Source organism: Tenacibaculum sp. MEBiC06402, from assembly GCF_049239625.1.
In the GTDB taxonomy this organism is placed as follows: domain Bacteria; phylum Bacteroidota; class Bacteroidia; order Flavobacteriales; family Flavobacteriaceae; genus Polaribacter.
The window spans coordinates 1-778 of sequence record NZ_JBMKKT010000033.1 but is presented as its reverse complement, the minus strand read 5'-3'; the positions used below and the strand labels follow the sequence as shown (position 1 = coordinate 778).

At 52.7% G+C, this 778-nt stretch carries 1 protein-coding gene; it reads right to left on the bottom strand.

Annotated elements, in window-relative coordinates:
• Positions 1-778, bottom strand: a 778-nt coding sequence (locus tag ACOSP6_RS00305; RefSeq protein ID WP_422095669.1) for a hypothetical protein, incomplete at both ends; no start/stop codon positions are given.

Genomic DNA, 778 nt, shown 5'->3' with positions numbered 1-778 from the left:
ACTTCCTGTTGCACCAGTATTACCAGTAGCTCCTGTACTTCCTGTTGCTCCAGTTTCACCCGTAGCACCTGTACTTCCTGTTGCTCCAGTTTCACCCGTAGCACCTGTGCTTCCTGTTGCTCCAGTTTCACCTGTAGCTCCCGTGCTTCCTGTCGCTCCAGTTTCACCCGTAGCACCTGTACTTCCTGTTACTCCAGTTTCACCCGTTGCACCTGTACTTCCTGTTGCACCTGTATTTCCTGTTGCTCCAGTTTCACCAGTAGCACCTGTACTTCCTGTTGCACCTGTATTTCCTGTAGCACCAGTTTCACCCGTAGCACCTGTACTTCCTGTTGCTCCAGTTTCACCCGTTGCACCTGTACTTCCGGTAGCTCCCGTGCTTCCTGTAGCACCAGTTTCACCTGTATTTCCTGTTGCTCCAGTTTCACCAGTAGCACCTGTGTTTCCTGTCGCTCCAGTTTCACCCGTTGCACCTGTACTTCCTGTCGCTCCCGTTGCTCCAGTTTCACCCGTTGCACCTGTACTTCCTGTAGCCCCCGTACTTCCTGTTGCTCCAGTTTCACCTGTAGCACCTGTCGCTCCTGTACTTCCTGTTGCTCCGGTTTCACCCGTAGCACCCGTTGCACCTGTATTTCCTGTTGCTCCAGTTTCACCTGTAGCTCCTGTAGCACCTGTACTTCCTGTTGCTCCGGTTTCACCCGTTGCACCTGTATTTCCTGTTGCTCCAGTTTCACCTGTCGCTCCTGTACTTCCTGTTGCTCCAGTTTCACCAGTAGCT